This is a genomic window from Sphingobium sp. C100, from assembly GCF_000508185.1.
Classification (GTDB): Bacteria; Pseudomonadota; Alphaproteobacteria; order Sphingomonadales; family Sphingomonadaceae; genus Sphingobium.
On sequence record NZ_AYOY01000150.1, the window covers coordinates 1 to 23,336 of the forward strand.

The following is a 23,336-nucleotide window of genomic DNA, read 5'->3' on the forward strand; positions in this document are numbered from 1 at the left end:
CAAGGCTTCGAACAGGGCGCGCCGCTCCGCCGGCGCGGTGCGATAATGGCGCAGGATGATGCCAGCCTGCCCCTTTGGCAGTGCGGCCGCCGCCGCCAGCAGCACCGCGTCCGCCACCCGCTCGTCGGTCATCAGCCACAGGCCGGGCAGCTTTTTGCGGTGGCGGCGGTGCATGGCCATCCCTATAGCAGCGCGCATGACGACCGCCAGCATCCCCGCCGATCCGGCCGCCCAACGGCTGGCCGCCGTGCGCGACGCCATGGACCGCGCCGCGCGCCTGACCGACCGCACCGCGGACGACGTCCGCCTGATCGCCATATCCAAGACGCATGACGCCGATACGATCCGCCCGCTGATCGCGGCCGGGCAACGCGTGTTCGGCGAAAATCGCGTGCAGGAAAGCCAGGAGAAATGGCCGGCGCTGCGCGAGGAACAGGGCGACATCGAATTGCATCTGGTCGGCCAGCTTCAATCCAACAAGGCGGCGGAGGCGGTCGCGCTGTTCGACGTGATCCACGGGCTGGACCGCCCGTCCCTGCTCGGCGCGCTGACCAAGGCGATGGATGCGGCGGGCCGGCGCCTGCCCTGCTTCATCCAGGTGAATATCGGCGCGGAGGAGCAGAAGGGCGGCTGCGCCATTGCCGACACGCCGGCCCTGATCGCCGCCGCGCGCGACGCCGACATCCCGTTGCTGGGCCTGATGTGCGTGCCGCCGGCCGACATGGAGCCTGCGCCCTTCTTCGCGCTGCTGGCGAAGATGGCGCGGGAGGAAGGGCTGCCGCGCCTGTCCATGGGCATGTCGGGCGATTATGAAACGGCGATCATGCTGGGCGCCACCGATATTCGCGTGGGCACCGCCCTGTTCGGTGAAAGGCCCGCGCCCGCCCGGCCGGTCCCGGCGAGCGGGCGCGGGATGATCAGAAATTCCCGCGCCTAGAAACTCCCGCGCAAAGTGATGCCATAGGTGCGCGGTTCGGCCAGATAGGCCGAGATCAGCTGGTTCGCCATCGGCGCGCCGGCGGCGAACTGGCCGGTGGTCGATGTCGCCGGGCTGCTCGACTGGAGCGGGCTGGAGAAGGCGACCTGGGTATAATCCTGGTTGAAGATATTCTGGCCCCACAATTCGATCGCCCAGCGCTGGTTCGCCCCGCGAATGCCGACGCGCGCATTGACGATGGCATACCCTTCCTGCCGCTTTTCGGGAAACAAGTCGGACCCGGTATTATAATCGCTGGTCATGCGGCCATCGACGTAAAAAAGCGCCGACAGGCCGCTTGAGCCGATCTCCGGCGTCCAGGCCGCACTGGCGGTCGTGACCAGTTGGGGCGCATTGCTGTTGATCGATCCGGGCAGCAGGAACAGCGCCGGGTCGAGCGGCACGCTGCCGTCGCTGCTGCCCACCAGCCGGTTGGCGAATTTGGCGCGGGCATAGGTCAAGCCGCCCGAGATGCGGACATTGCGGGCCGGCGTCGCCGACAGTTCCAGCTCCACGCCCTGGCTGATCAGGCCCGGTCCCACATCGCCGCTGTCGCAGGTGCGCGTGGCGCTGAGGTCGCCGTCGCAGCCGTTGATATTCTGGACGACGAAGCTGGTGCCGTTGAAGGTGTTGAGCTGGAAATTCTTGAACTCCTGCCGGAAGGCGGCGATGTTCGCGGTCCATTTGGGCTGGGCGAATTTCAGGCCCACCTCGAACGCGTCGACCTTTTCCGCGGCGAAGCGCAGGCTGGTGACGTCGGCATTGGTGCGCGGCGCGAACACGGCGGGAATGGCGTTGAGCCCGGTCGATCCAAGCTGGAAGCGATCCAGATTATAGCCGCCCGCCTTATAGCCCTTCGAATAGCTGCCATAGAGCAGCAGTTCGTCGATCGGTTTCCAGGACAATACCGCCGTCCCGGAAAATTCGCCGTCGCTGATGCGGTCATTGAGGTCGAGCGCGTTGAGGCTGGTCGATCCGTTGCCCAGGCATCCGAGCGTCAGGATGCCGCCGGCCAACGCGGCCGCGCTGCCCAGTTGCGGGTTGGTCGCCAGCGACGGCAGCGCGGAGGACTGGAGCGCGGCGCAGGTGGCGTTGTTGTTGTTCAGGTCCGCCGAGAAGCGCTTGCTTTCATGGGTGTAGCGCAGGCCCAGCGTCAGATCGAGCCGCTTGGTCACATGAATGATATTATGGGTGAAGAGCGCCCAATTCTCGCTCTTCTGCCGATAGATGGACCCGACATCGCCCGTGCCTTCGGGAATGGCGGCAAGCGCGCGAAGTCCATCGCCCAGGCCGGTGGAGATTGCGCCCGCCTGCGCCGCTGCCAGTGCGGGCGGCAAACCGGCATTGATGAAGGACGCGGTCAACCCGGCGTTGAGATTGGCCTGCGTCCCCGCGATCAACGGCTGGGTGGCAAGGCCGCTGCCGCAGGCGGCAAGCTGTTGCGCGGTGAAGCTGCTGTTGGTGCCCGCGCCCGCCATCAGGCGGCAGGCGGCGAAGCGGCCATAGTCGGCGCCGAAGCGGATATTGTCCTGAAGCGTCAGCTTTTCATTGGCGTAATAGCCGCCCACCAGCCAGTCGAGCATGTCGCCGAAGGCCGACCCTTGCAGGCGCAGTTCCTGGGTGAAGGTCTTGAACTGGCGATAGGTGCCGGGATCGCGATAGAGAAGGTCGGCGCGATTATAGTCGTAATCGCCATAGTCGCGCGACTTATAGTCGCGATAGGCGGTGATGCTGGTCAGCTTGGCGCCGCCGAAATCATAGTTGATCTCACCCGACAGCCCCCAGTCCTTGAGCTTGCTGACATAGTCCCGGCCCGGCGTGATGCTGAGTTCGCGGTCATAGGGATCGGCGGGAATCACGCTGCCCTGGCCCGCCAGAATCGCTGCGATGCGGTTGAAGGGCGCCTCGACATAGCCGGTGCCGCCGCTTGGGCGCCGCTCGCGCGATTCGATATAGGATGCGCCGCAGCAGCTTTCGTCGCGATTGGTATAATCGGCGATCAGACGGATGGAGAGCGCGTCATTCGGCTCGATCAGCGCCTGGCCGCGCAGGAAATAGCGGTCGCGATCATTGGTGTCGCCGACTTTCGCGCCGGCACCGTCGACCAGATCGTAAAAGCCGTCGCGCTTGCTCCACACGCCGTCGAGCGCCAGCGCGATGCTGTCGCTGATCGGACCGGTGACGCGGCCCGACAGGCGCCAATAATCATAATTGCCGTAGGTGATCTCGCCCTTGGCGTGGAAGGTCTTTTCCGGCGCCTTGCTGATGATGTTGATGAGGCCGGCGGACGCGTTGCGGCCGAACAGGGTGCCTTGCGGCCCGCGCAGCACCTCGACCCGCTCGATCTCGCCCAGTTCGTTGAGGCCCGCGCCGGTGCGCGAGCGGTAGACGCCGTCGATGAACACCGCGACCGAGCTTTCGAGGCCCGGATTGTCGCCGACCGTGCCGATGCCGCGAATGCGCGCCGAGGCATTGGCTTCCGACCCGGTCGAGGACACGAGCAGCGAGGGGGCGAGCTGGTTGAGCGTGCGGATGTCGCTCGCGCCGCTATTCTGCATCGCCTGCGCGCCCACGGCGGACACGGCGATCGGCACGTCCGACAGCGGACTGGCACGGCGGGTGGCGGTGACGATGATATCGGCGCCCGGTTGATCCGCAGCGGCTTGCGGCGTGGCACTCTCCTGCGCCAGCGCGGCGGGGGCACATAGGCACAGCGCCAACGCACCCGAGGTGGTCAGCCAGAGACTCTTGTTCGTCATGATGTCGATCCTCTCCTGGCCCCGCACGGCTTTGGCCGCGTCGGGATGCGGGTGATTATGCTGACACAGCAGGGCGATGGCAATAGAGCCCAGCTTTTCCGCGCCTTTTGGGCGGGCAAGTGACCGCAAAATCATGCCGTGTTGCTTATCGGCAACGCCTTAAAATCCGGTTTCCGTAGCGTCCCCTTACGATAAGGGAAAGCGCAGCAGCCGGTCCGCGACCGGCACCAAAGCGGCCGCGCCCGGCCCCACCGCACGCCGAATCTCTCCATGGCCCGCGTCCAGCCCCCCCGTCAGGGCGCCCAGGGCAGGGAGAATCAGCTTGGTCGCCGACCCCACGAAGCAACGGCGCGACACATGACGACCGCGCAGCGACAGGCGCAGCTTGGGATGGAAATGGCCGGAAATTTCGGGTCGGGGATCGTCCGCTTCGGCTTCGTGCCGCAGCCAGATCCCCCCGACCTGCGCCTCCGCCACGCGCCGTCCCCCCGGCATGGTCATGACACCGACATCGTGATTGCCCGTTATCCAGGTCCAATCCAGCCTTGCCGTCAGCGACATCAGGCGATCGCGGGAGTCGGGGTCCAGCCGGGCGGCGCCGTCGCTGTCATGGAAACTGTCGCCCAGCGACCAGACCGCGCGCGCGCCCGTGCGCGCCACCAGCGCCTCTATCACATCGAGCGTCGCGGCGCTGTCATGGGGCGGCAGGAACTGGCCGAAGCGGGCATACCAGCTCGCCTTTTCAAAATGCAGGTCGGCGACCAGCAGGGCGCGCTGCGCCGGCCAGTAGAGCGCGGCCTCCGGCAGCGCCAGAAACGCCTCACCTGCGAACGAAAGGGGAACCATGCCCCTGCCTATGCGCCTGTCCGGCACGGCTTTCAAGAGGCAGGGCGAGCGCCTATAGGCGCTGCCATGTCCACTTATACCGTCGCTGCCCTTTATCGTTTCGCCCGTTTCGCCGATCCCGGCGTGATCGCCGCCAACCTGCGCACGCGCTGCGCGGCGCTCGGCACCTGCGGCACGCTGATCGTGGCGGCGGAAGGGATTAACGGCACGGTCGCCGGCGATACCGACGCCGTCGCTACGCTGGTGGCGCATATCCGCACGCTGCCGGGCTGCGCCGATGTCGACGTCAAATATGCGCTAGCCAACGAAGCCCCCTTCGCCCGGATGAAGGTGAAGGTGAAGGCGGAGATCGTCACCCTGGATGCAGGCGACCTTGATCCGGCGAACCGGGCGGGGACGCATCTGGACCCGGCCGAGTGGAATGAACTGATCGCCGATCCCGACACGATCCTGATCGACACGCGCAACGGCTATGAAGTGGCGTGCGGCACGTTCGAGGGCGCGATCGACCCCGCCACCCGGTCCTTTCGCGACTTTCCCGCCTGGTTCGACGCCCTGGCGCAGGGGCTGCGCGAGGAAGGCCGCGCGCCTAGGATCGCGATGTTCTGCACCGGGGGCATACGTTGCGAGAAATCGACCGCGCTGGTGAAGGCGCGCGGCTTTGACGAGGTCTATCACCTCAAGGGCGGGATATTGCGCTATCTGGAGGAGATGCCGGAGGCGCAGAGTCGCTGGCGCGGCGACTGCTATGTCTTCGACGAACGGGTGACGGTGGGCCATGGCCTGAAACCGGGCGATTATGTGACCTGCCGCGCCTGCGGCCTGCCCCATCCGCGCGAAGCCGACCATGCGTGTCCGGGCGACGCATCGGGCGCCTGGCCGCATCGCAGCTAAACCGGCGTCTCGACCAGTTCGGCGATTTCGAAGCGATAGTTTTTCCAGCCGCGCATCCGCGCGCCGTCCGCCGCCGCGGTGCGCAGCTTCTTCGCTTCGGCGAGCGAGCGGCTATGGCCCCAGAAGACTTCGGTCCTGCCATTGTCCAGATCCGCGACGATCCGCCAATAATGGGTGAAGGGGTCCGCCGTCGGCCCGATCGTCTTGACATAGCCGTCGGGCATGGTTGCGGTCAGATAGCGTTTCCGGCGCGCCATGCGGCCTTTACCCGCGATAACGGTGCAGGCCGCCGCCATGCGCCCGCAGCCACGCCCGCGCGGGTTTGGGGTCCGCGCCATAGATGCGCGCATGGGCGGCGTGAAAGGCCGGGCTGTGATCCATGTGCAGCAGATGGGCCAGTTCATGCGCCACCGTCGCGCGGCGCACGTCGGGCGGGCAGAGGATGAGCCGCCAGCTATAGCGGATCGCGCCCGACGAGGCGCAACTGCCCCAGCGGCTGCGCGGATCGCCCACTCCCACCGACGCGACGATCAGCCCATGGTCGCGCGCCAGTTCATGGCTTTCGGTTTCCAGCACGGCCCTGGCCCGGTTGACGAGCCAGCGCTGGACCCTTGGCCCGACCGATTCGGCGGCGCCGCCCAGCAGCAGCCGGTCGCCCTCCAGACGGATGGTGCGGGTCGCGCCCTCGATCCAGTGGATCGTCACGTCCCGCCCCTCCAGCGGGAAGACCGCGCCATGGTCCAGCCGGGTCACCGCCGGCTGCCGGGCGATCTGGGCGCGAACCCAGGCTTCATGCGCCTGCGCCCAGCCCAGCGCCTTTTTCAGATTGGCCCGCGCCGGCAGCGACAGGCGCAATTCGCCCCGCGCGCCGTCGATCGTCAGCCGATAGGCGCGCGCCCGCGCGGACCGGCGCACCCGCACGGGCATCGCCACCCCGTCGATCAGGATCGCCGCGTCGGAATCAAAGTTCGCGGTCGACAAGATGATTTTCCCAGTCGCCCGCATCCGCCTCCGCCACGGTCCAGCCGCGCACCGATTCGCCGGCGCGATGCACCGCTTCGCGATCGCCACAGACCAGATAATGCCAGGCCGGCAGCGGCAGCCCTTCGCCCCGCAGGCGATAGGCGCAGGTCCGGGGCAGCCAGCTCAATTGCCGGACCTTGGCCGGGGTCAGCCGCACGCAATCGGGCACGAAGCTGCGCCGGTCCTTGTAATTGCTGCATTGCCCGCTTTGCCGGTCGAGCAGGCGGCAGGCGACATTGGTGGGATAGATGCGGCCCGTATCCTCATCCTCCGCCTTATGCAGGCAGCATTTGCCGCAGCCGTCGCACAGCGCTTCCCATTGGGCGCGGTCGAGCTGGTCGAGGGGTTTTTCCCAGAAGTGCGTCACTTGACCCATTTTTCAAGGAAGGCGAGCACCGTGTCGGGCGCACCTTCGTCCACGTCCGGCGTGCCGGGATCATCGACCGGCACCAGCGCGATCGGCTTGCCCGCCGGGTCGAACAGATAGGGGGTGCGGCTATGGCTTACCAGATATTCGCTCGCGCCTTCGCTTTTCTCCGGGCTGTAGATCACCGCGAAATCCTTGGCGACCTCCGCAATCTGTTCGGGCGTGCCGGTGAGGCCGATCAAACGGGGGTGGAAGGCGGCGACATAATTTTTCAGCACCTGTGGCGTGTCGCGCTGCGGATCGACGCTGATCAGCATCGGCTGCACCTTGGCGGCGAGCGCGGGCCTGGCCTTTTCGAACTGGCTGAACCCCTGCATGATGCGTTGCAGGTCGACCGGGCAGACATCCGGGCAATAGCTGTAGCCGAAATAGACCAGCCGATACTGGCCCGCAAAATCGGCCCAGCGCGTGGGCTGCCCGTCCTGATTGACGAGGGTGAAGGGCGCGCCGATCTTTGCGCCGACCAGGTCGCCCTGCGCGCTCTGGCTTGATGTGTTGCCGCCGCTGCCCATATTACAGCCCGTCAGCAGGGCGAGCATGAGCGGGGCGAAGGCGAGAATGGCTTTGTTCATGGCAAGGCCAGCCATGCCCTGCTAGGAAACGATTTGCAATCAACGGGGCGCATCATGACGACGAAGTTCCTTTCCGCATTCCTGGGTCCGATGGCGCTGGCGCTGCTGACGCCGGGCGTCGCGCACGCCCAGTTTTCGGATAATTATAATTTCCTGAAGGCGGTGAAGGAGCGGGACGGGCAGAAGGTCACCGACCTCATCCAGAAGCCCGGCTCCACCGTCATCAACAGCCGCGACGTGACCAGCGGCGAAAATGCGCTGCACTATGTGGTCGACCGGCGCGACAATAGCTGGCTCACCTTTCTGCTGGCAAAGGGCGCCAATCCCAACCTGACCGACAATGACGGCAACACGCCGCTGATGGACGCGGTGCAGAACCGGTTCGAGGAAGGGGTGCGCACCCTGCTGGCGTACAAGGCGCAGGTCGACAAGGCCAATGACAGCGGCGAAACGCCCCTGATCCGCGCGGTGCAGCTGCGCGACGTCGGCCTGGTCCGCCTGTTGGTGGCGCAGGGCGCCAATGCCGACAAGCGCGATTCCATCGCCGGCATGTCGGCCCGCGACTATGCCGAGCGGGACACCCGCACGCCGGGCCTGTCGGACGCGCTGGACGCGGCCAAGACCAGCACCGCCAAGCCGACCGGGCCGGTGCAGGGTCCGGTATTCTGAACCAGCGGGCAACGGGAAGGCCACTGCGCGGGACTATCTTCCCCCGTCGCGCAAATGCCGGTAAGGGCGGCCGATGACTTCCTCGCCCGCGCCCATCAGCCGCTCGCTCTTCTTCTTTTCGATCTTCTATGGCGGCATGGTCTGCATTGCGGGCGTGCTGGGCAACAAGCAGGTGGCGCTCGGCCCTTTGTCCGGCATCGGCCCGATGGTCGGCCTGGGGCCGCTGGCGGTGGAGGCAGGCATTTTCGCCTTTCTGCTGCTGGTCACGATTTCCAGCGCGGTTGCGGAGCTGCACGGCCGGGCAGTCGCCAACAAGCTGGTCCAGATCGGCTTCCTGCCGCTGATCGCGTCGATCCTGCTGTCGATCCTGGTCCTGGCCGCGCCGGCGGCGGGCGACATGGACCCGCAGCGGGCGCAGGCCTTTGCCATGATGATGGGCGGCACGCCGCGCATCTGGCTGGGCGGCATCATCGCCTATGGCATTTCCCAGACATTGAACGTGACTTTGTTCGCGGCGCTCAAGGGGCGGGAAGGGAGCCGGATGCTGTGGCTGCGCGCGGCAATGGCCAGCATATTGTCGCAGATCGTGGACACGCTGCTGTTTGTGACCATCGCCTTTTACGGCGTCTTTCCGATCGGCGAACTGCTGCTGGGCCAGATGCTGGCCAAGGTGCTGCTGTCGGCGATATTGGTGCCGCCGGTCATCTATCTGCTGGTCGGGCTGGGGCGGCGGCTGGACCGCTGATCGCCCGGCCCCGAACCCTGACCCCCTGCCCGTTAGACGCGACAGCGAAACCGACAGCTGCGCGGCATGGCGATTTTGATTAGTTAGCTAACTAATCATTGAAGCGGCCACGCGGCAAAACTTGCGACGCGCGGCATATGGCCTTATGCGCGCGCGCATGACCAGCAAGCACGCCCCCGATCCCGCGCTCCTCGCGAAGGCCGAAACCCTCGTCGAGGCGCTGCCCTATATGCAGCGTTATGCGGGCAAGACCTTCGTGGTCAAATATGGCGGCCACGCCATGGGCGATCCCGAAGCCGCGCGCGATTTCGCCGAGGATGTCGTGTTGATGAAGGCGGTCGGCATCAATGTCGTCGTCGTCCATGGCGGCGGGCCGCAGATCGGCGCGATGCTCAAGAAGCTGGGCGTGGAATCGCAATTTGTCGGCGGCCTGCGCGTTACCGACGCGGAAACCGCCAAGATCGCCGAAATGGTCCTGGCCGGCTCCATCAACAAGGAAATCGTCGGCTGGATCGCCGGCGCGGGCGGCCGCGCCGTCGGCATTTCGGGCAAGGATGGCGGTCTGGTCCTGTGCGAAAAAGTGCTGGGCAAGCGCGAGGCGGACCCCAATTCGGGGATCGAGCGCAATGTCGACCTGGGCTTTGTCGGCGATCCCGTCTCGGTCGATCGCTCCATCCTCGACACGCTGGCCACGAACGGCATCATCCCGGTGGTCGCCCCGGTGGGGATCGGCACCGACGGCCATACCTATAATGTCAATGCCGACACCATGGCCGGCGCGATCGCCGCCGAGTTGAAGGCGTCGCGATTCTTCCTGCTGACCGATGTTCCCGGCGTGCTGGACAAGCAGGGCCAGTTGCTGAGCGACCTGGACCCGCAGGCGATCCATGGCCTGGAAAGCGACGGCACGATCAGCGGGGGCATGATCCCCAAGCTTGAAACCTGCGTGCGCGCGGTCGAGGGCGGGGTGGACGCCGCCGTCATTCTGGACGGGCGGGTGCCGCACGCGATGCTGCTGGAAATCTTCACCGATCAGGGCGCGGGCACGCTGGTGCGGAAATAGGCGGCGGGAATCGGCTGTTGAAGGCGGAATTTCCGGGTCTTGCCCGGAATGCCGAAGGTCAGGAGCGAGGGCGCAAGTCAGCGCATTTCCCCTCCACCGCCTGCGGCGGTCCCCCTCCCCAAGCAAGCCTGGGGAGGATTGAGGGCGGAACCCGACATCCCTGACGGATCGGAGACGTCGTTGGTGGAATAAGCGGCGCGCGGCGCTTGTGGCCGGGGGGCAGCCTCGGCTAGAGCGGCGGCAACGCTTCAACGGAGACCCATGTGGCCTACGCGCTCTATCAGATCATCGTCATCCTGCTGGATGTGCTGTGGTGGATCATCATCATCCAGATCATCATGAGCTGGCTGATCGCCTTCAACGTCGTCAACATGGGCAATGATTTCGTCCGCACGGTGATGGTCGCGCTCGACCGGATGACCGCGCCCATCTATAATCCGATCCGCCGGGTCATGCCGGACCTGGGCGCGCTCGACCTGTCGCCGATGGTCGTGCTGCTCGCCATGCTCATCGTCCGCCAGGCCATATTGCCACCGCTCTTCGGATTCGTGTGACCGCCTGGCGGTCGGCCGGCGACGACCTGCTGGTCGGCATCCGGCTGACCCCCGGCGCCGCGAAGGACGAGATTGGCGGCGGCTGGCGCGATGACAAGGATGCGTGCTGGCTGTCCGCCCGCGTCCGCGCCGTGCCGGAAAAGGGCAAGGCCAATGCCGCGCTGATCGCATTGATGGCGAAAGGGCTGGATTGGCCGCGCAGCGCGATTTTGCTGGAATCGGGCGACACCAACCGGCTAAAGCGGCTGCGGATCATCGGCGGCGCGCGCGACGGGGCGCGGATCGCCACCCTGATCGAAACATGGACGGAAAACACATGACCATCGGCAAGATCATCGACGGCAAGGCCTTTGCGGCGGGGCTGCGCGCCAAGGTCGCCGAAGGCGTCGCGGAATTCGTCGCGCAGACCGGCCGCAAGCCGGGCCTGGCCGTCGTGCTGGTGGGCGAAGACCCGGCCAGCAGCGTCTATGTCCGGTCCAAGGGCAAGATGACGGTTGCCGCCGGCATGGAGAGTTTCGAATTCAAACGGCCCGCCACCATCGGCGAGGATGATCTGCTCGACCTGATCGAGGAACTGAATCATGACGAGCGGGTCGATGGCATATTGGTCCAGTTGCCGCTGCCCCGCCATATCGACGAAGCCGCCGTCATCGCCGCCGTCGATCCGGCCAAGGATGTCGACGGATTCCATGTCGTCAATGCCGGGCGGCTCGCCACCGGGCAGGAGGCGCTGGTGCCCTGCACGCCGATGGGGTGCATCATGCTGCTGAAGGACGAACTGGGCGACCTGTCGGGCAAGGAGGCCGTCATCATCGGCCGGTCCAACATCGTCGGCAAGCCGATGGCGCAATTGCTGCTGGCGGAAAACGCCACCGTCACCATCGCCCACAGCCGCACCCATGACCTGGCCAGCGTCGTCCACCGCGCCGACATCGTCGTGGCCGCCGTCGGCCGGCCCGAAATGGTGAAGGGCGAATGGATCAAGCCGGGCGCGACCGTCATCGACGTCGGCATCAACCGCGTCGCCGATACGGAGGAAGAGGGCAAGAGCCGCATCGTCGGCGATGTCGCCACCGCCGAGGCGCTGGCCCATGTCCGCGCCATCACCCCGGTGCCGGGCGGCGTCGGGCCGATGACCATCGCGGTGCTGCTGCGCAACACGCTGGTCGCCGCCCATGCGCGCGCCGGACTGGCGAAGCCCGAGGGCCTGTGAGGGCGCGGCTTGCCCTGCTGACCCTGGCGGCGGGCGCGCTGGTCGCCGCGAAACCGCCGATGCGCTATCAACCCGATCCCAGTTCGGTGATTGCGGCGGAAATCGCCTTCAACCGGCTGGCGCAGGAAAAGGGGCAATGGACCGCCTTTCGCGAAACCGCCGCCGACGATGCGGTGATGTTCGTGCCGCAGAAGATATTGGCGAAGGACTGGCTGAAGCAAAAGGCCGATCCGCCCGCCTCGGTGAGCTGGTCGCCCGCCATCGTCTATGTGTCCTGCGACGGCCGGCTGGCCGCGAGCACCGGCAACTGGACGCGGCCGGACGGATCGGTCGGCTATTTCACCACCATCTGGCGCCGCGACAAAAAGGGGCGCTGGCAATGGATATTGGACCATGGCGACACGCTGGCGACCCCGCGCCCGACGCCCGAATTCCTGACCGGCAAGGTCGCCACCTGCAAGCGGGGCGAACGCATGGTCGGGCCGCCGGAGGGGAAGCCGCCGGGCGGGAAGGGGCAAGTCCCCCCGCCTGACGAAAGCCTGCTCTGGAGCGCCGAGGTCGCCCCCGACAACAGCCGCCGCGTCACCGTCCGCATGTGGACCGGGGACGCCTATGAGACGGTGATCGACGATCAGGTAAGGGCCGGATCATGACTGCATTGTTCCTCTCCGCCTTCGTGACGCTGTTCGTCGTCATCGACCCGCCGGGCTGCGCGCCCATCTATGCCAGCCTGACCAGCGGGGCGAGCGCGGCGCAGCGCCGGGCCATGGCGATCCGCGCGGTCGGCATCGCGGCCGCGATCCTGCTGGTCTTCGCGCTGTGGGGCAAGCAGTTGCTGGGCGTGCTGGGAATCGCACTGGACAGTTTCCGCATCGCCGGCGGCATCATGTTGTTCATCATCGCAATGGATATGGTGTTCGAAAAGCGCACCCAGCGGCGCGAGGATCGCGCGCAGAAGATCGCGGACACGCCCGAGATCGAGGATGTGTCGGTATTTCCCATGGCGATGCCGATGATCGCCGGGCCGGGCTCCATCGCGACGGTGATGCTGCTGATGTCGCGCGCCACCGACATTGCCGAACGGATGGTGGTGCTGGGCGCGGTGGTGGTGACGCTGGCGCTGATGCTGGCCGCCCTGATCGCGGCAGGACCGCTGATGGCGCTGCTGGGTCACAAGATCGAGGCGGTGATTACCCGGCTGCTGGGCGTGCTGCTCGGCGCGCTCGCCGCCCAGTTCGTGATCGACGGGCTGAAGGCCAGCTTCTAGAGCGCGCTGCGTTAGATCGGACGCAGGTCGCGCGCTCCAAGCTTTTGCTGACCCATCGTTTTGAGCGGAAAACCGGTTCCTTCTTTTCCGCACGATGCTCCAACGCAAAGCGCCGCCCGATCCCGGTGGGGAGCGGGCGGCGCTGTCGGCGCGTCCGGTCGGATCAGCCGCGCGTGTCGGCTTCGGTGACCGGCGCGATCTTGATTTCGACGCGGCGGTTGGCGGCCTTGCCCTCTTCCGTCGCGTTGGACGCGATCGGCTGGGTTTCGCCAAAGCCGCGGGTGGCCACGCGCGCCGACTGCACGCCCCGGCCGACCAGATAATTGGCGACCGACTGGGCGCGGCGTTCCGACAGGGTCTGGTTATAGGCGTCCGACCCGTCGCTGTCGGTATGGCCATAAATGTCGATATAGGTTTTGGGATATTGCGCCAGCACGCTGGACACTTCGTTCAGCGTCGGCTGGAACTGCGGCTGCACATCGGCGCGGTCATAGGCGAAGGTGATGCCCGAGGGCATCCGCAGCAACAGATTGTCGCCGTCGCGAATCACGTCGACACCGGTGCCGGCGGTTTCTTCGCGCAGCTTGCGTTCCTGCGCGTCCATATAGGCGCCGATGCCGGCACCAGCGACCGCGCCAATGCCCGCGCCCAGAATCTTTTCAGTGCGGTCGCGCCGCCCGCCGACCAGATCGCCGAGCAGATAGCCGCCCAAAGCGCCGCCGATGCCGCCGATCGCAGCCTTCGACACCCGCTGCTGGCCGGTGTTGGGATCGGTGGTGCAAGCAGTGGTCGCCAGCATCGCGGCGAGACCCGCCGCGCCGATGATGCGATGAGAAATCCTCATTATTCCTGTTCCCTTGTCTTTATCGCCCTTGCAGGGCGGATGCCCCCCAAATGGCCGAGCCATGTCGTTTGTTCCACAAGCGAACTGAACTGCCGATGATGGCGATGTTGTGAAATTGAAAGAATAAGCGCTATAGGGAGCAACTGACCACCATGGCCACGATCCCCTCCCCAGCTCTCACGCCCTTTCCCTGGGCCGACCTCGTCATCATTCTGGCATTGGTGGCGCTGAACGGCGTCTTTGCCATGTCCGAACTGGCCATTGTATCGGCGCGCCGGCCGCGCTTGCAGGCGATGGACAAGGCAGGCCGCAGCGGCGCCAAGGCGGCGCTCGCGCTGGCCGCCGATCCGGGCCGGTTCCTGTCCACCGTGCAGATCGGCATCACCCTCATCGGTATCATCGCCGGCGCCTATTCCGGCGCCAGCCTGGGCGGCCCGGTGGGCGAACGGTTGCAGGCCTGGGGACTGTCGCCGAACCTGTCCGAAACGGCTGGTTTCGCGTTGGTTATCGGGCTGACCACCTATGCCTCGCTGATCGTGGGTGAGCTGGTGCCCAAGCAATTCGCCCTGCGCGCGCCCGAACCGATCGCAGTGCTGGTCGCACGGCCGATGCTGTGGCTGGCGAAGCTGACCGCGCCGCTGGTATGGGTGCTCGACGGGTCGAGCGCGCTGATTTTCAAGCTGCTCGGCCTCGACCGCGAATCGGAAAATCATGTCACCGCCGAGGAATTGCACCTGATCGTCGCGGAAGCGAGCAAGTCCGGCGTCATCGAGGAAAGCGAGCGGGCGATCATCTCGGGCGTCGTGCGGCTGGCCGACCGGCCGGTGCGCGAGGTCATGACCCAGCGCATGGATGTCGACTGGATCGACGTGTCCGCCGACGAAGCGGCGATTCGCGCCAAGCTGCTCGACACGTCGCATACCCGCCTGCCGGTGGGCCGGGGATCGGTCGAGGATATTATCGGCATCGTCCAGGCGCGCGACATCATGACCGCGCAGTTCCGGGGCGAGCCGCTGAACCTGGAAAATCTGATGCGCCGGGCGGAGATCGTGCCGGACCAGGTCGACGCCATGGACGCTCTGGAGGTGTTGCGCCGGTCCGACGTGCCGATGGTGATGGTCCATGACGAATATGGCCATTTCGAAGGCATCGTGACCCCGGCGGACCTGCTGTCGGCGATCGCGGGGCATTTCGCGTCCGACCGCGACGCGTTCGACGAGCCGGATCTGGTCGAGCGGGAGGATGGCAGCCTGCTGGTGTCGGGCCAGATGCCGATCGATCAGCTGGCCGAGAGGATCGACATCAGCCTGTCGGAAGACCGCGATTATGCGACGGTGGCGGGCCATGTGCTGTGGCTGATGCGGCGGCTACCCGAGGTGGGCGACTTTGCCGACGATCAACGCTGGCGCTTCGAGATCGTCGATATGGACGGCCGCAAGATCGACAAGCTGCTGGTCGCGCCCCTGCCATAGGGGGCTTGCCCGACGTAGCAGATTGCGAGCAGGTTCCGGCGGCGGAGGACGAGCGGTGCGCGATGCGAGCGACGAGGCGCTGAACAGAATCATTGAAGGAACGCGACAGGCGCTGGCCGGGTCGGGCGGGCGTCTGGCGATGCTGGGCCTCGCCGGTGCGCAGGGCAGCGGCAAATCGACGCTGGCGGCCCGGCTGAAGGCGCGCATGGACGAGTCGGGCGTACCGACCGCGCTGCTGTCGATCGACGATCTGTATCTGGGCCATGCGGCGCGCGCGCAACTGGCCGAGCGGGTGCATCCGCTGCTGCGCACGCGCGGTGTGCCGGGCACCCATGACGTGGCGCTGGGGCTGGCGGTGATCGCCGCGCTGGAGCGGGGCGAGGACGCCTTGCTGCCGCGATTCGACAAGGGGACGGATGATCGGCTGCCCATCGCGCAATGGGATCGCGCGCCCTTGGGCACACGGCTGTTGCTGTTCGAAGGCTGGTGCGTGGGCGCCAGGCCCCGGACGCCCGCAGCGCTCGATCCGCCGATCAACCTGCTGGAGCGGCAGGAGGATGCGGACGGACACTGGCGCCGGTTCGTCCATGACGCGCTGGCCGGTCCTTATCAGCGCCTGTTCGCCCGAATCGACCGGCTGGTATTCCTGGCGGCGCCGGATTTCGCCATAGTGTCGCGCTGGCGGGCGCAGCAGGAAGAGAAGCTGCGCGCATCAGGCCATGGCATGGACGACGCCGCGCTGGCGCGGTTCATCCAGCATTATGAGCGGATCACACGCCATATGCTGGCGGACATGCCCGCTCATGCCGATATGACGATCGCGCTGGATACCGAGCGACAGGTGGTGGCGGTGAGGGACAAGGGCGACGGCCGGCGCACGCACGAAAGGCGCTGACGCTTACCAGCCAAGCTCCGCGGCATGATCCGGGTCGGACAACGCGGTCAGGCGGCGCGCGGCACGGCGCGCGAAGCGGAGCGTTTCCGCCTTGCGGCGCGCGGCGGCGAGGGATTCGACCGGAGCGGGCCGCACCAGTTCGGCATCATATTGGTCCGCGACGATCAGCCCGGTGCGCGTCGGCCATAGCGCGTCGCTTTCGAACGGAGCGAGGTCGAACCCGGCCGGCACCGCCCAGTAGAAACGGTCGCAATAGTCGAAATAATCGGGCCATTTCATATCGCCCAGCAGGTCGGCCCGGCTGCATTTGATTTCGACGATGGTGAGGCGCCCGGCACTGTCGATCGCCATGATGTCGGCGCGGCGCCCGTTGGGCAGCGGAACTTCCAGGATGCCGCTCATGTCGTGGCGGAAGAACAGCCGCAACGTTCCGCGCGCCACCGCCAGCGCAGTGCCGTCGGTCAGCGGTGAGCAGCTATCGGTCGCGGCGCTATCCATGGCCCACCATTAGAACATTATGGGAACAAATGAAAAGGCCGATTCGGCTGTCCCGAACCGGCCTCTGCTGGATTTTTCCGTTCACGCCCCCCCGGGTGCGCCGGATCAGCGGTAGAAGATGTGATTGTCGATCGAGGCGAGCTTGGCCTTGCCCCAGCCCGGCGACACGCGGCGGGCGTGGAAGAAGAGCGCCCCTTCGGCCTGGCTGTCCCAGCTATCGTTCATCGCGATCTGGGCGATGGCGACGGCCTGACGCCAGCTGCGGCTGTTCAGCCGGATCGGCGGCATGGAATGGCCACGCACGAAGCTGAACTGGCTGGGCTGATAGATGACGCCGCACAGGCTGTCGGCGAACCGGCCGGACTTGGCGCGGTTGATGATCACGCGCGCGACGGCCAGCTGGCCTTCCAGGCTTTCGCCCTTGGATTCGAAATAGACCGCTCCGGCCAGGCACTGCATGTCGCCATCCAGCTCCTCGGGCGCGCCCTGGGCGTCGACCAGAGCAGCGAGGCTGTCCGCGGAAAAATCGGAGTCGGTATCGGCCTTGGGCCGCGATGCCAGCGGCTGCGTGATCTCACGCGGCGCGGCGAAGACGACGGCGGGCTGTGCGCCGGCCGAGGACATCTGGGGAAGAGAGGCGACCGAAGCGATCGATTCACCGGCGATCGATATGTCGGAAGCGGACACCGCAGCGGCGGTGGAAAAGGCAAAGGCAGCGAGGATCGCAGCTTTCAGGCGAAAACTCATCGTGGCTCAAAATCAAGCGGTTCTTGGCCTGGGCGTCGTCCTTAACTTATTCTTGCGACGACCGGCCGCCCCCCGTCTGCGTGTTTACCGCACCCGCCCCCCATGGGCGAAAACGGCAACCTGCGCGTTGGCGTGCGCGGGCCTCTGCACGGACCGTGACGATGTGTCAACGATCAGCAGATCGTTTCAGCGGCAAAGCGTTCCGCTTGCGGGATGTCGAGTTCAATGATCCACAGGTCGGGGTCCGACCTGCGCCGGCGCTCGATATAGCTGGCGAGCGCTTGCGAACCCTCCGCCGGGGCGGGTCCACAGCGCATCAACGCATAACCGCCGTCAAGGTTCGGCACACGTTCAAAAAGACCGTTTTCCTGTCCTTTTTCGAGCGCCTGGACCAGAATCACGCCGCTGATCTCATCCCCTTTGACCAGCACCGTCGCAAAGCCGCCCTCCTGCGCGACGCGCCGGCGCAACGCGCCGACCAGCATCGCGCTGGTCAGCCGTGCGTCAGGCGCCATAGCCGGGCAGCGATGACAGTGGAAATTGCGAGCGCATGAAGGTGCCGGTGCCGCGTCCCACTTCCTCGCCATCCGAATCGATCAGGCTGGCTTCGGCGACATAGACCCGGCGCTTGCCGCTGATCCACCGCCCCTCGGCGCGAATCCGGCCCGGCCCGATCGGCCGGGTGAAAAGCAGGTTGAAGGCGGTGGTCAGCAGGAAACGGTCGCTCACCAAACTGTTGGCGGCGTAGAAGGCGGCGTCGTCCAGCATCTTGAAATAGACGGTGCCATGCACGGCGCCGGCGGCATGGAACTGGTTTTCGTCCACATCGAAGTCGATGATCGACCGGCCGGCTTCGGGAATGACGAGGTCGGAACGGAACAGGCGGTTGATCGGCGCGGAGCGGTAAAGCTGCTCCAGCGCCCGGAAATGCGCGGCTTCGCCGCTCGGCCCGTCAGGCAGCGTCACGCGCCCCGCCGCTGGCGAGGAGGGCGAAGAGCGCTTCGGCCGACTGGGCGCCGCGCAGACGCGCGACATTATTGTCGTCGCGCAGGTAACGCGATACGCGCGCCAGCGTCTTGAGATGTTCCGCGCCGCTGTCGACCGGCGACAACAGGGCGAAGACGATATCGACGGGCGCATCGTCCACCGCGTCGAACGCCACCGGCGGATCGAGCAACACGACCAGGCCGCACATCCGGGCAAGGCCCGGTATCTTGGCGTGCGGAATGGCGACACCGCCGCCAAATCCGGTCGAACCGAGCCGCTCACGCTCGAACAGCGCTTCGGCCACGCCATCGGCGTCAAGGCCGTAGGCGCCAGCGGCCAAAGCCGCGACCTTCTGGAACAACTGTTTCTTGCCGTTGACCGTCAGGCCCGTGGCGAGCGCGTCGGCCGCGACGATATCGTTGAAATGCACCATGACAATTCCGAACCAGCCGAGCCGCGCCCAGCCAGTCAGATCATGCGCGTATGCTCGGGGACTATGAAGCCCGGCCCCATAGGCCGCCTGCGTCCACAGGTCAACAGGCGGGGGGCCGGGCGCAGGCGGGTCAGCCTCGCGGTTCGACCCAGCCAATGGTCCCGTCATGCCGGCGATAAACCATATTATAGGCCGACGTGCCCGCGTTGAGGAACAACAGGGCATTGGTGTTTCGCAGGTCGAGCATCATCACCGCGTCCGACACGCTGGCTTCGGGAATGTCGACCCGGGTTTCCGCCACGATCAGCGGCGCATCCGACGGTTCCTCTTCATCGTCGCCGGTGGCGAAGATGGTGTAGCCCGCCCCGTCAACCTCTTCCAGGCTGAAGCCGTTGGACTTGTGCGCCTCGGCCGCCGCGGCCTGCTGGCTGCGATCCTTCAACCGTCGCATGTAGCGGCGCAACTGCTTGTCGATCCGGTCGGCGGCCAGATCGAACGCCGGGTGCGCGTCCTGCGCCTCGCCCGCGCCCTTGAGGATGAGGCCGGTCATCACATGGCAGATGATGTCGCAGTGAAAGGCGCCATGCGGCGCCTTGCGAAAGGTCACCTGGGCGGAAATCGTGCGGGAGAAATATTTCTCGGCCATCGTCTCCAGTCGTTCCGTGACGTGGCTCTTGAGCGCTTCGCCCGTATCGACCTGATGCCCGGAAACACGAATATCCATATGCCTTCTCCTTATTCTTGCCGGATCGCCGGGAGGGCGGCCCGGTTGGTGCGAAAACACAGGCCCTTGCGGGTCTATGCTTCCTCAAGCCAGAGCGGCTTTTCCAGCGTCGCGACAAACGCTGCGTGCCGCTCCAGCTCCAGCGCGCTCGCCATGAAGACGCGCGCGGGACGAACAGGGCGAACCACGGTGGTTTCCGTCAGTTCCACCCTGACGATCTGATTTGCTTCCTCCTGTGCCAGACCCAGGCCGATCTGACGGCCGCCGGTCAATTCGATGTAGAGTTGCGCCAGCAATTCGGCGTCCAGCAAGGCGCCATGCTTGATGCGATGGCTGCGATCGATGCCATAGCGGGTGCAGAGGGCGTCCAGGCTGTGCTTGGCGCCGGGATGAAGCTGCCGCGCGATGGCGACCGTGTCGATCATGCGGTCCATCCGCACCTCGGGATGCCCGCAGAGCCTGAGTTCATGATTGAGGAAGCCGAAATCGAAGCGCGCATTATGCGCGACCAGCGGGCTGTCCTCCAGAAAGTCGAGCAGTTCGCGCGCGCCCAGCGCAAAGAGCGGCTTGTCGCGCAGGAAATCGCCCGACAGGCCATGCACCGCAAAGGCGGCGGCGGGCATGTCGCGCTCAGGATTATAATAAGCATGGAAGGTGCGGCCCGACGGCACCCGGTTGATGAGTTCGATGCAGCCGATTTCGACCAGCCTGTCGCCAGAGACCGGATCAAATCCCGTCGTTTCGGTATCGAAAATAACCTCGCGCATCGCCCTCGCAATCGACTCTATGGGCTAACCCTTATCTGCCTGTCTTGCCGCCAAGGCAAGCGACCAGACGTCGCACCTGGGCGCGGGTGTCGGCAAAGGTGGTGCCCGTATGGATGATATGGTCGGCCCGCGCCCGCTTTTCGGCATCGGGGACTTGCAGACGGACAATCTGGCGGAATTTCCCCGCTGTCATGCCTGGTCGCGCCAGCACACGCCGACGCTGTTTCCAGGCCGGCGCGGTGACGACGATCACCCCTTCCAGCCCTTTCTGCCCGCCGGTTTCGAACAGCAGCGGTATGTCCAGGATCACGAATTTGCGCGACCGGTGGCGGCGCAGGAAGCGCGTCCGTTCCGCACGCACGGCGGGATGGACGATCGCCTCCAGTGCCTTGCGTTCATGCGGGTCGCCGAACACGGCCGCGCCCAGTTTCGCGCGATCGACCCCGGCCGGGCCGGTCGTGCCGGGAAAGCGCGCCTCGATCGCGGGCAGCAACGGCCCGCCCGGTCCTTGCAACAGATGGACCTGCGCATCGGCGTCGAACACGGGCACGCCTTCGCGGCGGAACATCGCCGCGACCGCCGACTTGCCCATGCCGATCGATCCGGTGAGACCGTAGACCTTCATTCCGCGGCGGTCAGCAGCGCGCGCAATTCCTCGTCCAGGTCGCGCGGCGCCTGCGCATCGAAGAAAATGTCGAACGCCAGCGCCGCCTGTCCGATCAGCATTTCCAGGCCATCGAGCGTTTTCAGCCCCCGCGCCCGCGCGGCGTTGAGCAGGCCGGTTTCGAGCGGCGCATAGACGATGTCATAGACGGTCGCGCTGTCCGGCAGGGGCGAAAGATCAAGGTCCAGCACCGGCTGGCCCACCATGCCGAGCGAAGTGGCGTTGACCAGCAGGTCGGCGGCGGGCAGCGCGTCGGACAGGCCGATCGCCCGCCCCCTTATCCCCGCGCGGTCGAGCAAAGCCTGCCCCTTGGCGGGATCGCGCGCCATGATGGTGATGTCGGTGACGTCCAGGCTGGCGAGCGCGAACAGGATCGCGCGCGCCGCGCCGCCCGCGCCGACCAGCACCGCGCTGCGCCCCTTCCATCCGTCGCGCAGCAGCGGCTGGAGGAAGCCGCCCGCGTCGGTGTTGGTGCCGATCAGCGGCCCGCCGATTTCCGACGCGATGGTGTTCATGGCGCCGATCCGTTCCCGCACGCCGCCCGGATCATCGGCATAGTCCATCACCGCGATCTTGTGCGGAATGGTGACGTTGCAGCCCAGCCAGTCGGGATCGGCCCGGCGTTGCAGGAAATAGGCCGCCAGCCCGTCCGGCGTCACATGGGTCTTGCGATATTCCGCCTCGATATCGAGCGCGTCGAGCCAGAAACCATGGATCAGCGGCGATTTGCTGTGGGCGATCGGATCGCCGATCACTTCGGCATAGGGGAGCGTGTCGGTCATGCCGCCAGAACGCCCCGCACGCGCAGAAAGTCAAGCAGAGGCAGCAGCGGCAGGCCCTGAATTGCGAACTGGCTGCCCTCCACCTTGCTGAAAAGCTGCGCGCCCGGCCCTTCGATTCGGTAGCATCCCACGCACCAGCGACATTCGTCCCAGTCGCCATCCAGATAGGCGGCGATGAAGGCGTCGGACAACGGCCGCACCGTCATCCGCACCCGTTCGACATGGCGCCAGATCGGCTCGCCGTTCAACACGATCACCGCCGCGCTGTGCAGATGATGGGCCCGGCCAGAGAGCAGCCGCAGGATGCGTTCGGCGTCAGCGCGATCGACTGCCTTGTCGATCATCATGCCCCGGTCCTCGCCGCCGTCCAGGCTCAATGTCTGGTCGCAGCCCAGCACCAGCGCGCCCGGCACCCGGCGCGACACTTTGAGCGCCTTCAATTCCGCCAGCGCGTCGGCAAGCGCGCGCGCGTCCAGCCCGTCGGCGCGCAGCGCGTCCTTCACCGCCTCTTCATCCACGCCCGGCGACAGCGCCTCGAAAGGCACCTGCGCGGCCGCCAGCAGCGCCCGGCGACTGGCGCTTTGCGATGCGAGAATGATCATGAATCCTGGGCCTCCGCCAATACGCGATCGTTGAACAGGTTGATGATCGCCGCCGCAGCCTCCTCGATCGAGCGGCGGGTCATGTCGATCACCGGCCAGCCATGATCGGCGAACATGCGCCGGGCGAAGACCAGTTCGTCCTGCACCTTGTCAATGTCGACATAGGCGGTTTCGGGCGCCTGGTTGAGCGAGAGCAACCGGTTGCGGCGGATCTGCACCAGTCGTTCGGGACTGACGGTCAGCCCGACCACCATCGGATGTTTGAGGCTGTAGAGACTGCGCGGCGGCGGCGATTCCGGCACCAGCGGGATGTTGGCGGTCTTGTAGCCGCGATTGGCGAGATAGATGGAGGTCGGCGTCTTGGACGCGCGCGACACCCCCGCCAGCACGATGTCTGCCTCTTCCCAATTATCGTGCCCGACGCCGTCATCATGGGCGATGGTGAACTGGATCGCCTCGATCCGGGCGAAATAGGCCTCGTCCAATATATGTTTGCGGCCCGGCCGGGTGCGGGTTTCCTGCCCCAATATGTTGGACAGGGCGTCGGCGACGCTGTCGAGCGCGGCGACATGGGGCAGGCCCAGCGCCCGGCAGCGCGTTTCCAGCCGGCGGCGAAGCATGTGATTGGTGAGGGTGAAGAGGACGAGGCCGGGATTGGCCGCGATTTCCTCCATGATGCGGTCGAGATGGACTTCGGATCGCACCATCGGCCAGAAATGCCGGATCGCCTCGACATTTTCGAACAGGCCGATCGCCGCCTTGGCGACATTTTCGAGCGTTTCGCCCGTGGAGTCCGATAGAAGATGCAAGTGGATGCGCGCCATATGTATATCTCTGTGGGCAGGCTGTGGATAAAGCAAGGGAGGAAATCGGGGATAAAAACCCGCTTTTCCGCCATCCCCATAGCCGGGAT

Annotated in this window: 30 protein-coding genes and 1 pseudogene; 12 read left to right on the top strand and 19 right to left on the bottom strand. The window is 66.1% G+C overall.

Going from position 1 to position 23,336, the window contains the following annotated elements; translation table 11 throughout:
* A pseudogene (locus C100_RS0124805) lies at nt 1-180 on the bottom strand (thiamine phosphate synthase); the annotation flags it as partial.
* 16 nt (nt 181-196) lie between these two features.
* Between C100_RS0124805 and C100_RS37330 the strand changes: the two are divergent.
* Entirely contained in the window at nt 197-937 is a 741-nt protein-coding gene (locus C100_RS37330; protein ID WP_024020195.1) for a YggS family pyridoxal phosphate-dependent enzyme, read from the top strand.
* Here the strand turns inward: C100_RS37330 and C100_RS37335 are convergent.
* Entirely contained in the window at nt 934-3,735 is a 2,802-nt protein-coding gene (locus tag C100_RS37335; protein WP_031309588.1) for a TonB-dependent receptor, read from the bottom strand. The two genes, C100_RS37330 and C100_RS37335, sit on opposite strands and share 4 nt — an antisense overlap.
* A gap of 186 nt (nt 3,736-3,921) precedes the next feature.
* Nucleotides 3,922-4,581 carry a ligase-associated DNA damage response endonuclease PdeM gene (gene pdeM, locus C100_RS37340; protein ID WP_024020197.1) on the bottom strand — a complete coding sequence of 220 codons (660 nt, stop codon included), beginning with the start codon at nt 4,579-4,581 and terminating at the stop codon, nt 3,922-3,924.
* 66 nt (nt 4,582-4,647) lie between these two features.
* On the opposite strand from pdeM, the gene trhO reads away from it, so the two are divergent.
* Nucleotides 4,648-5,475: an oxygen-dependent tRNA uridine(34) hydroxylase TrhO gene (trhO, locus tag C100_RS37345; protein ID WP_024020198.1), complete on the top strand. Its 828-nt coding sequence runs from the start codon at nt 4,648-4,650 to the stop codon at nt 5,473-5,475.
* Here trhO and C100_RS37350 read toward each other — a convergent pair.
* From C100_RS37350 to C100_RS37365, 4 genes are read right to left on the bottom strand one after another with little or no spacing between them, the layout of a single operon-like run.
* Nucleotides 5,472-5,732 (bottom strand): hypothetical protein, encoded by a 261-nt coding sequence (locus tag C100_RS37350; RefSeq protein WP_024020199.1) that lies wholly within the window; start codon nt 5,730-5,732, stop codon nt 5,472-5,474. The two genes, trhO and C100_RS37350, sit on opposite strands and share 4 nt — an antisense overlap.
* 7 nt (nt 5,733-5,739) lie before the next feature.
* Nucleotides 5,740-6,480 (bottom strand): YgjP-like metallopeptidase domain-containing protein, encoded by a 741-nt coding sequence (locus C100_RS37355; RefSeq protein ID WP_200866570.1) that lies wholly within the window; start codon nt 6,478-6,480, stop codon nt 5,740-5,742.
* Nucleotides 6,437-6,874, bottom strand: a complete 438-nt coding sequence (locus tag C100_RS37360; protein WP_031309591.1) for a YcgN family cysteine cluster protein — start codon at nt 6,872-6,874, stop codon at nt 6,437-6,439. Before C100_RS37360 ends, C100_RS37355 begins: the two co-directional genes overlap by 44 nt.
* Complete coding sequence (locus tag C100_RS37365) at nt 6,862-7,512, bottom strand: SCO family protein (protein WP_024020202.1); 651 nt, start codon at nt 7,510-7,512, stop codon at nt 6,862-6,864. The genes C100_RS37360 and C100_RS37365 overlap by 13 nt, the downstream gene beginning before the upstream one ends.
* Nucleotides 7,513-7,551: 39 nt before the next feature.
* Between C100_RS37365 and C100_RS37370 the strand changes: the two genes are divergently transcribed.
* The 8 genes from C100_RS37370 (at nt 7,552) to C100_RS37405 (ending at nt 13,008) form a co-directional block, all read left to right on the top strand.
* The gene (locus C100_RS37370) at nt 7,552-8,166 is read left to right on the top strand and encodes an ankyrin repeat domain-containing protein (protein WP_024020203.1); all 615 of its coding nucleotides are present in this window, start codon (nt 7,552-7,554) and stop codon (nt 8,164-8,166) included.
* Nucleotides 8,167-8,239: 73 nt separating this feature from the next.
* Nucleotides 8,240-8,911: a queuosine precursor transporter gene (locus tag C100_RS37375; RefSeq protein ID WP_024020204.1), complete on the top strand. Its 672-nt coding sequence runs from the start codon at nt 8,240-8,242 to the stop codon at nt 8,909-8,911.
* Between the two features lie 145 nt (nt 8,912-9,056).
* Nucleotides 9,057-9,974, top strand: a complete 918-nt coding sequence (argB, locus tag C100_RS37380) for an acetylglutamate kinase (RefSeq protein WP_024020205.1) — start codon at nt 9,057-9,059, stop codon at nt 9,972-9,974.
* A gap of 263 nt (nt 9,975-10,237) precedes the next feature.
* Nucleotides 10,238-10,528: a YggT family protein gene (locus C100_RS37385; protein ID WP_024020206.1), complete on the top strand. Its 291-nt coding sequence runs from the start codon at nt 10,238-10,240 to the stop codon at nt 10,526-10,528.
* Entirely contained in the window at nt 10,525-10,848 is a 324-nt protein-coding gene (locus C100_RS37390; protein WP_024020207.1) for a DUF167 domain-containing protein, read from the top strand. The genes C100_RS37385 and C100_RS37390 overlap by 4 nt, the downstream gene beginning before the upstream one ends.
* Entirely contained in the window at nt 10,845-11,741 is an 897-nt protein-coding gene (folD, locus tag C100_RS37395; protein ID WP_024020208.1) for a bifunctional methylenetetrahydrofolate dehydrogenase/methenyltetrahydrofolate cyclohydrolase FolD, read from the top strand. Before C100_RS37390 ends, folD begins: the two co-directional genes overlap by 4 nt.
* Complete coding sequence (locus C100_RS37400; protein WP_024020209.1) at nt 11,738-12,394, top strand: hypothetical protein; 657 nt, start codon at nt 11,738-11,740, stop codon at nt 12,392-12,394. The genes folD and C100_RS37400 overlap by 4 nt, the downstream gene beginning before the upstream one ends.
* Nucleotides 12,391-13,008, top strand: coding sequence for a MarC family protein (locus tag C100_RS37405; protein WP_024020210.1), 618 nt, complete (start codon nt 12,391-12,393; stop codon nt 13,006-13,008). Before C100_RS37400 ends, C100_RS37405 begins: the two co-directional genes overlap by 4 nt.
* A 163-nt stretch (nt 13,009-13,171) precedes the next feature.
* Here C100_RS37405 and C100_RS37410 read toward each other — a convergent pair whose 3' ends face one another.
* Nucleotides 13,172-13,852 carry an OmpA family protein gene (locus C100_RS37410; RefSeq protein WP_024020211.1) on the bottom strand — a complete coding sequence of 227 codons (681 nt, stop codon included), beginning with the start codon at nt 13,850-13,852 and terminating at the stop codon, nt 13,172-13,174.
* Between the two features lie 152 nt (nt 13,853-14,004).
* Between C100_RS37410 and C100_RS37415 the strand changes: the two genes are divergently transcribed.
* Nucleotides 14,005-15,324, top strand: coding sequence for a hemolysin family protein (locus C100_RS37415; protein WP_024020212.1), 1,320 nt, complete (start codon nt 14,005-14,007; stop codon nt 15,322-15,324).
* A gap of 139 nt (nt 15,325-15,463) precedes the next feature.
* A complete protein-coding gene (locus C100_RS37420; protein ID WP_235219088.1) occupies nt 15,464-16,219 on the top strand; it encodes a kinase in 756 nt (251 codons plus the stop codon).
* A gap of 3 nt (nt 16,220-16,222) precedes the next feature.
* Here the strand turns inward: C100_RS37420 and C100_RS37425 are convergent, their stop codons facing one another.
* The 11 genes from C100_RS37425 to C100_RS37475 form a co-directional block, all read right to left on the bottom strand.
* Nucleotides 16,223-16,717, bottom strand: a complete 495-nt coding sequence (locus tag C100_RS37425; RefSeq protein WP_024020214.1) for an MmcB family DNA repair protein — start codon at nt 16,715-16,717, stop codon at nt 16,223-16,225.
* 105 nt (nt 16,718-16,822) lie between these two features.
* Nucleotides 16,823-17,464, bottom strand: a complete 642-nt coding sequence (locus tag C100_RS37430) for a cell wall hydrolase (RefSeq protein ID WP_024020215.1) — start codon at nt 17,462-17,464, stop codon at nt 16,823-16,825.
* Nucleotides 17,465-17,637: 173 nt separating this feature from the next.
* Nucleotides 17,638-17,949, bottom strand: coding sequence for a DUF1491 family protein (locus C100_RS37435; protein ID WP_442800317.1), 312 nt, complete (start codon nt 17,947-17,949; stop codon nt 17,638-17,640).
* A gap of 19 nt (nt 17,950-17,968) precedes the next feature.
* A complete protein-coding gene (locus C100_RS37440) occupies nt 17,969-18,499 on the bottom strand; it encodes a PaaI family thioesterase (protein WP_442800318.1) in 531 nt (176 codons plus the stop codon).
* Complete coding sequence (locus C100_RS37445; RefSeq protein ID WP_024020218.1) at nt 18,417-18,884, bottom strand: PTS sugar transporter subunit IIA; 468 nt, start codon at nt 18,882-18,884, stop codon at nt 18,417-18,419. Before C100_RS37445 ends, C100_RS37440 begins: the two co-directional genes overlap by 83 nt.
* Nucleotides 18,885-19,014: 130 nt before the next feature.
* On the bottom strand, nt 19,015-19,608 hold the full coding sequence (hpf, locus tag C100_RS37450) for a ribosome hibernation-promoting factor, HPF/YfiA family (protein WP_024020219.1): 594 nt from the start codon (nt 19,606-19,608) through the stop codon (nt 19,015-19,017).
* 74 nt (nt 19,609-19,682) lie between these two features.
* Nucleotides 19,683-20,375 carry a DNA polymerase III subunit epsilon gene (gene dnaQ, locus C100_RS37455; RefSeq protein WP_024020220.1) on the bottom strand — a complete coding sequence of 231 codons (693 nt, stop codon included), beginning with the start codon at nt 20,373-20,375 and terminating at the stop codon, nt 19,683-19,685.
* A 31-nt stretch (nt 20,376-20,406) separates the two neighbouring features.
* Complete coding sequence (coaE, locus tag C100_RS37460) at nt 20,407-21,000, bottom strand: dephospho-CoA kinase (RefSeq protein WP_024020221.1); 594 nt, start codon at nt 20,998-21,000, stop codon at nt 20,407-20,409.
* A complete protein-coding gene (locus C100_RS37465; protein WP_024020222.1) occupies nt 20,997-21,821 on the bottom strand; it encodes a shikimate dehydrogenase family protein in 825 nt (274 codons plus the stop codon). The genes coaE and C100_RS37465 overlap by 4 nt, the downstream gene beginning before the upstream one ends.
* Nucleotides 21,818-22,423, bottom strand: coding sequence for a Maf family protein (locus tag C100_RS37470; protein WP_024020223.1), 606 nt, complete (start codon nt 22,421-22,423; stop codon nt 21,818-21,820). The genes C100_RS37465 and C100_RS37470 overlap by 4 nt, the downstream gene beginning before the upstream one ends.
* Nucleotides 22,420-23,247 (bottom strand): pyruvate, water dikinase regulatory protein, encoded by an 828-nt coding sequence (locus C100_RS37475; protein WP_024020224.1) that lies wholly within the window; start codon nt 23,245-23,247, stop codon nt 22,420-22,422. Before C100_RS37475 ends, C100_RS37470 begins: the two co-directional genes overlap by 4 nt.
* Nucleotides 23,248-23,336: the final 89 nt, after the last annotated feature.